Below are 7,147 nucleotides of genomic sequence, written 5' to 3' on the forward strand. Positions count from 1 at the left end.
GTCGCCGCAAGGTGCGGTCGAGACGGCGCTGGCGCAGATCTGGGCCGAGCTCCTTGGTGTCGAGCGCATCGGGCGCAACGACCACTTCTTCGAACTGGGCGGCCACTCGCTTTTGGCCGTGCAGATGCTCAGTCAAGCATTAAATCTTGGGCTGAGTTTTAGCGCCACCGACCTCTTCCGAGCCCCTGTTCTAAAGGAGCTTGCATCGAAGATTCGTTTGCAGGTGCAGCCCAGTAACACGGCGGTGATTCCCGTTCGAGCGACCGGATTGCAGCCACCTCTCTTCTTTGTCCCCACAGGTTTTGGGGATTGTTCGTATGTCCTCGGTTTGGCAGCGGAAATGGATGCAGACTGCTCGGTCTACGCTCTGCCATGGCCCCCTTTGGATGACGTTCGTCCACCGACTCTTGAGACGATGGCCGTGGAGGTGATTCTTGCGATTAAACAGATCCAGCCCCGTGGCCCATACCGTTTTGCTGGATACTCATCAGGTGCAATCCTGGCTTATGCAATTGCCGAGCAGTTACTGAGTGTTGATGAAGTTGTGTCATTCATGGCGTTCATCGATGTCAGTCTACCCGCGGCTTCTTCAAACGGATCACTGAAGAATTTGGCGCGAGAATTTGTTTTGGATCGTTGTGGAATCTTGCGCGATGAGTATCACGAGGTTCTGGAACGCGACACCGAACCATGTTCCATCTCTGAGTTGCTTGAAAAGGCGCAGCAAATAGGAGCGTTAGCTCCAGATCACGATCTTCGCAGTGACGTTTCAATGTATCAAAGGGCCGCGACATTTCACCGCGCGCTACAATCGTATCGCGTTCCGTCGCTCGCGATTGAAATACATCAGTTCTATGCGAGTGAGCCTCTCGTCAGTCGTTGGGTACCATTTGACAAACGACCCAGTAGCGACTTGCCAAACCAGGGCTGGGACCGGGTCGTGGATGCTGGGGCTATTCGTGCCGTACCGGTTCCAGGCAACCACGCGACAATGGTGAGCAATCCAGAAAACCGCCGAGTTCTGGCTCGAGCCATTTCAACAGCCTTGATCGGGACTGTTGAATAGACCGAGAAAACTTTCTCCGAAAGCTGAGGGTTCGAAGCTTCGTCTCGAGATCCGCCGCTGCTCGTTGGTTTTTCCCTGGACCTGTGCGCACACGTCGTCGATCGGCTGAAAGCTGATCTCAGAACTCCAGGCCTTCAGATAAAGGCGCCCGCTTACTCTTCCACGTATTCCACTCATCCAGAATGGCACGATCGATATCGAGTGCGGCGGAACTGCCAGCAGCAAGCAGAGTCAGGAAGCCGAGTGACGGTCAGTCCCTCCTTCAAGTTATGCTGTGTCTCGTCAATTTTGCGATGAAACTGCCAATCCTACGATCGAAGGAAGGAAAGGTTTACTTTCAATAAGGCGCTGACATCTTAGTTCGGTTTTTAACAGCCCCGCTGTGGCGTCGATGCCGCGTCGAACGCAACCTGAAATTACACCTGATACTCCACTTCGCCTTGCCGATGCTGTGAAGGTCGCATTTCCTTTGGGAGGAATGACCGTCGCGGGTTTGCGTCGTGAGCGCGACCGTAATCGACTGGTTATCGAGAAGATTGCGGGCAAGGAATTTACAACGCTGGCTCATATCGGACGGATGAGAGAGCTATGCCGCGAAGAAGCAAGGGCGCCCGACCTCAGCTCAAGGCTGCCCGCCGAAACAAGAGCGCATAAATCACTCACCGGGCAATCTGGATCATCAGAGACAACGGCCGGGATGTCAGCACAGGCTGCGCTGCAGATGAGATTGCGGCCGCGGAGGAAAAGCTAGGAGATTACATCAGCTCTAAACACACGCCAAAGCGAAGAATCCTCCACATAGACGATATCGCTATCGCGGATGTCCTCTCGATTTATTTGGACGCGCAGTTAGACAATCTTCGCGGCCGTTTCAATGTCGATAGCGAGAGCAAAGATACGATCGCCAATATCCGCAACTTTAAGAAGCGGATCGAACCGTTGAACGGGTGGGGGGGGGTAAAAATGCCCGAAGCCATCCCAGTCATCGTGAATGCTTAACGCGGGGCTGGCCGGTATCGAGAGGTACGTCGATCCGCTTGCCGCTCTGGTCAGCCGCTACGATCACGTGATCGGCGTACAGGGTGCCAGTCGTGCAATGTTTTGTTACCATTGAGCTGTAATCCGGCTTGGTCCGACGTCACCGCCGGCTGGTAGCGATCGCCGGCGCCGACGCCCAACTCTGTTATCGCGACTCCGATTATCGCACTATTCGCGATGGCTCTGAGCCACCGCGCTTGGTGGCCTCATCCTTGTTCAGGCGTAAGTCCTCGAGCAGGTCGAAGTGTGTCCTCTGCGCCTTGGAGTCCGTAGGCGCAAGTGCAACGAGCAGATCGAAGGTCTGACGAAGCGATGCGCCGAGACCACCGAACTTGACCGGAACCCGCAAGGCTCCAAACCCCGCCGCTTTGAGCAGCTTTATCGCTTCGAACGGGACAACGCGGTTTCGCTCGCGCTCCACCGCCCCCGCGGCGATCCCCTCAAGCACAGGCCGGAGCGAATCGCTTCTCGAATGGAATGCATTCAGTTTTACGCATTGATCGTATCCACGTCATGCGTTCGCCGCCCCGACTCTGCGATGACCCATTTCGCGCAGCTGATTTTTTTCCTTGAATGGCGCGCCGCCTCGAACGAATGTCTTGGATCCCGCAGAAATACAGTCTGGCTCTCCAACGACACGGGAATATTCTTCGTGAGCGTGGATTTTCGGTCTACTGAGTTGCGGGGAGAGAAGCAGAACAATGACCATTCACCACGTGGGCCCCATATCAGCGATGTAGAACTGGAGAACGGCTGAGCGTCTATTCCAAAGGACGGGTTGCCAAAATGCTGACCGGTTGGCTCAACTGTCTGTATGATCCGGCGGTGCTTACCGGCACCGTGCGAAGGCACATCGTAGCGTTCAGGAAATAGTGCTCGAAAGCTGACTGGTGCGCCTCAGAGATGCGGACCAATTTATGTCTGAAAGCCGGTAGTTGCTGCGCGAGCGATCCTGGCCTCGACCGAAGGGTCTTACGCCGTCCGCGATTTAGCTTTGCAGGTCAACGCTCGCGAGCCGCTGCCGGTCCAGAATCACGATCTCGCGTTGAGTATTGCCGATGAAATCGAGGACGCCATCACTGTGCAATTGCGATACTGCACGCGAAACGGTCTCGATGGTCAGGCCAAGGTAATCCGCGATATCACGCCGAGACATTGGCAGCGAGATAACGTCAGCAGCCGTGAGCCGTTCATCCATTTCGTGCAAGAACGCGGCAACGCGCTCCAGAGCGGTTTTGCGTCCAAGCAGCAGCATATGGTTTTCGGCGTGCTGCAAGTTATTCGTAGTCAGGCTGAGCAAAGTGCGCCAGACAACCGCGTCAGTCTCGGCCACCGTCTCAAGATGTTGCCGCCTGATCAGGCGAACAGTGGTTTGGATGATTGCTTCCGCCGTGAATCGGTGGGCTACGCCGTTCTCGAGTCCAAAAATATCACCTGGCAAATGAAATGCGCCGATCTGACGGCGTCCATCGGGGAGTAACTTGCAAGTCCGTACCGCGCCTTTTCTGACCTGATAGACGTACTCGGCTGGGTCACTCTCGATGTAGATCGTCTTACCTTTCTTGTAAGTGAATTCGCTCAAGCTGACGATCGGATTTGACCCGCTCGATATGCCGAGCTCACTGAGCGAATTGATGCGGGATCTTTGGTCTGTGGTGATGCTCACAAACATGGTCCGACACTCCTAAACCAGAATATGCGAAGGGAATTGGAGCCTCGCGAATAAATTTGGTGCAATCTATGGATGCCTGCACAGTATTTAACAATCATCTATGAAAAAGAAGTCGTGTCCTTGTGACGCAGTGCCCGCGCAACAGTCGAGGCGAGGCAATTGTGGCCTTCGATCGTCGAGGATAGGTGCCCGGCAACACGCCTCAGAGCGAATGAAACGATCCTAGATTTGACTGCTGTACGAGTGTTCTGCTGCGCGAAGGCGCCAAGTCGCGGTTAAAAGATGCGTTTCGCCGGGCGGTGTCGCTGGAAGGCTGCTTCGAAATGCCGGCGGGTTAGCCCAGGACCGAGGACGGGTCGAATAATCCGCTCCAACCCTCTCATTGCTCCCCACCCTTATATCCAACGTCCTGCTCAAGTATCCCGCTCGGGTCTCTGTCCACGGGTGATGGTCTTGCTGACGATAGTCCGACTGGACCCACCATCCGCCATTGATTAAGATCAAACCGCTTTATTCGGATCCTCTATCCTTCAGCGAATTAACGGAGGCAAGAGATCTCATGCGCTACGTTCTCGCTATCGGAGTGCTAACACTTCCTATCCTCGTCGGCTTTGGATCAGGCTCGACCGCCGCTTCACGGGTTCATTCGTACACCCCACCGGCCCGGCAAGACGTTTATTGCTTGCAGGGCCGAGCCTGGGGATATCCGGGCAACTGCCAGTTCTCAACCTATAGCCAGTGCATGGCTACCGCCTCTGGCACATATGCCTATTGCGGTATCAATCCGATCTACGCCTTCGAGCGACAGGGAAGGCAATTCGGCTGGAGCGAACGTCGTTAGGTCAGCCAAGGACGGCGTTGGATGAACGGGCGGGCCGTCCAGGCTCTTGTTGCCGTTCGCTCGACCCCGCCTATTCTGCGCTGAATCCGTTGGGGCGTTCGTTTGATTGCGTCCAGTGCCGAGCGTGCTTGCATGTTGGACGGCAATAGCCGGTCCGACCATGCGAATTCGATGTCTCCGATCTCTTCGGCAGAGCAAGTGATCTCAGATGCCGGCGAATGCGATTGGAATATTCCAGTCAGCGGCCGAAGCCGCAGTATTTGGTGCAGATGGTCCGATGCCGCCGTACGGCCGTGGCGATTTGAATGACCTTCTGCGCGGCGAGGAAATGATCAGCTTGCACCCACACAGCAACAAACGATGCGTTCGCCGCTAAACAAAAGGAAGCTGATTTTCCCCGCGTGGCGAAAAATAGTTCGTCTTGGACTCGCATGGTCGAACAATCTCTGAGAGGATTGATCATCAGGCGATGGTCCCACTCAGGAGCGCGGACAATGCGCAACTACGTCTTCGACAACGTTACGCATTCGATTCCGAGCAAGCTCGTCGACCAGTTGTGTTCGTGTTGTTCCTGAGCGGCGTCTTAATTCATAGAGACGATCTGGCCTGAGATCGCTCCAGCTCCTCGAAATCAATAACGCAAACGCTGGCTGAACAGCAGTGTCGCGCCCGTTCGTCGTGATCGGCGTGGTCGCATGGTGCTGCGCGCTCAGGCCGCGCCTACCTCGCAGTAAGTGTCATTCTCAAGGGACAAACCACTAGTCTGTAAACAACGAACCGATCAAATTCGCCTACTGGGTGCCGAACGTATCCGGCGGGCTCGTGATTTCTTCGATCGAGCAGCGTACCAGCTGGGACATCGACTACAACCGGAAGCTTGCTCAGATCGCCGAAAAGGCGGGCTTCGACTACGCACTCAGTCAGATCCGATTCACGGCGGGTTAGGAGCCGACAAGCAGCACGAGCCGGTCAGCTTCTCGCATGCGCTGCTGGCTGCGACTGAAAAGCTCAAGATGATCGCCGCTCTCCTTCCCGGGCCATGGAATCCCGCCGTAGCGGCGAAGCAGATCGCGACAATCGGCCAGCTTACCAACGCGCGCGTTGCGGTGAATATTGTGTCCGGTTGGTTCCGCGGTGAATTCCACGCAATCGGAGAGCCTGGCTCGATCACGATGAGCGCTACCGGCGTTCGGAGGAGTTCATCAATGCTCTGCGCGGGATTTGGAGGGAAGAGAGCTTCACACTCAAGGGGGACTTCTATCGGTTCAACGAGTACTCGCTGAAGCCGAAACCGCTCGATCCGCTGCCCGAGATCTTCCAGGGCGGCTCTTCGCGCGCCGCCCGCGACATGGCCGCTCGCGTGTCCGACTGGTACTTCACGAACGGGAATACGCCCGAGGCAGCCGCTTTACGGAAGAGATGGGGTATTCGGTCCCGATCGTCTGACCTATTTGCTGCGCGGCACGTTTTGGCTGACGATCATGGACCAACTCCATCCGAAGGAGAAAAGTCATGATCTACGTCGGCCTCGATGTTTCGCTGAATTCCGTTGCGGTATGTGCGGTGGACGAGACCGGAAAGCTTATCCGGGAGGGAACCATCTTGGCGGATGCGCCATCGATTGTGCAGTACCTCGAACCATGGGCTGGTCAAGTTCAACGGGTGGGCCTTGAGGCAGGACCGACGTCAGAATGGCTGACCGCAAATCTAATCGAACTGGGGCTGCCGGCCGTCAGTTTGGAAGCCCGCCAGGTTAAGGCGGCACTTTCGGCCATGCCGGTGAAGACCGATCGGAATGACGCCCGTGGGATCGCGCAGGTGGTGAGAACGGGATGGTTCAAGCCTGTTCACGTCAAGAGCATCGGCAGTCAAAGGGCCCGGACGCTGGCCGCGGCTCGCAAGCATATCATCCGCTCCATCGCTGCCGCAGAGCAAGTCATCCGCGGACTTCTGCGTCCGCTCGGTCTCAAAGTAGGAGTCGTCTCGCGGAGTCTGTTCGCGACGCGAGTTCGTGAGTTGGTCGGCGATGACGACTTGCTGGAGGCGATCATGAATCCGCTGCTTGCCGGACGCGAAGCGCTGATGCGGGAGTACGGCCGACTGCATCGTCTGGTTCTGAAGGCCGTGCGCAGTGACCCGGCTTGTCGGCTCTTGATGACAATGCCGGGGATCGGCGCGGTCTCTGCGTTGACCTTCCGCTCCACTGTGGACGATCCGAGGCGATTCCTGCATTCTCAATCCGTCGGTGCCTATCTCGGGTTAACGCCCCGGCGATACCAATCTGGCGAGGTTGATCGGGTGGGACGGATCACAAAAGTCGGAGATGGAGAGACGCGCACAGCCCTGTTCGAAGCTGCCAACGTTGTTCTCAGGCCATCAACCCGATGGTCTCCGATGAAGGCTTGGGCGGTGCGTGTTGCCCACCGGCAAGGAAGCAAGCGTGCGAAGGTCGCGCTGGCCAGAAAGATGGCTGTCGTCCTTCACCGAATGTGGATTGATGGAACCGAATTCCGATGGACGGCGGTGGCGT

Annotated in this window: 6 protein-coding genes and 1 pseudogene; 5 read left to right on the top strand and 2 right to left on the bottom strand. The window is 56.5% G+C overall.

Annotation, left to right across the window (positions count from 1 at the left end; all coding sequences use genetic code 11):
* A partial coding sequence (locus I6F33_RS37370; protein WP_225145759.1) for a thioesterase domain-containing protein occupies positions 1–1,066 on the top strand: 1,066 nt, incomplete at its 5' end.
* 1,282 nt (positions 1,067–2,348) lie between these two features.
* Positions 2,349–2,861 (top strand): hypothetical protein, encoded by a 513-nt coding sequence (locus I6F33_RS37380; protein ID WP_225131115.1) that lies wholly within the window; start codon positions 2,349–2,351, stop codon positions 2,859–2,861.
* A gap of 231 nt (positions 2,862–3,092) precedes the next feature.
* On the opposite strand, the gene I6F33_RS37385 is transcribed toward I6F33_RS37380, so the two are convergent.
* Positions 3,093–3,776 carry a helix-turn-helix domain-containing protein gene (locus I6F33_RS37385; protein ID WP_225131113.1) on the bottom strand — a complete coding sequence of 228 codons (684 nt, stop codon included), beginning with the start codon at positions 3,774–3,776 and terminating at the stop codon, positions 3,093–3,095.
* A 559-nt stretch (positions 3,777–4,335) separates the two neighbouring features.
* On the opposite strand from I6F33_RS37385, the gene I6F33_RS37390 reads away from it, so the two are divergent.
* Complete coding sequence (locus I6F33_RS37390; RefSeq protein ID WP_128947516.1) at positions 4,336–4,617, top strand: DUF3551 domain-containing protein; 282 nt, start codon at positions 4,336–4,338, stop codon at positions 4,615–4,617.
* A 238-nt stretch (positions 4,618–4,855) separates the two neighbouring features.
* Here the strand turns inward: I6F33_RS37390 and I6F33_RS37395 are convergent, their stop codons facing one another.
* Entirely contained in the window at positions 4,856–5,080 is a 225-nt protein-coding gene (locus I6F33_RS37395; protein ID WP_225131111.1) for a hypothetical protein, read from the bottom strand.
* 317 nt (positions 5,081–5,397) lie between these two features.
* On the opposite strand from I6F33_RS37395, the pseudogene I6F33_RS37400 reads away from it, so the two are divergent.
* Together I6F33_RS37400 and I6F33_RS37405 are read left to right on the top strand one after the other, a co-directional pair.
* A pseudogene (locus I6F33_RS37400) lies at positions 5,398–6,016 on the top strand (LLM class flavin-dependent oxidoreductase); the annotation flags it as partial.
* A gap of 113 nt (positions 6,017–6,129) precedes the next feature.
* The coding region (locus tag I6F33_RS37405) for an IS110 family transposase (RefSeq protein WP_225131109.1) at positions 6,130–7,147 on the top strand (1,018 nt) is incomplete at its 3' end.

Source organism: Bradyrhizobium sp. BRP20 (assembly GCF_020194215.1).
GTDB lineage: Bacteria > Pseudomonadota > Alphaproteobacteria > Rhizobiales > Xanthobacteraceae > Bradyrhizobium > Bradyrhizobium yuanmingense.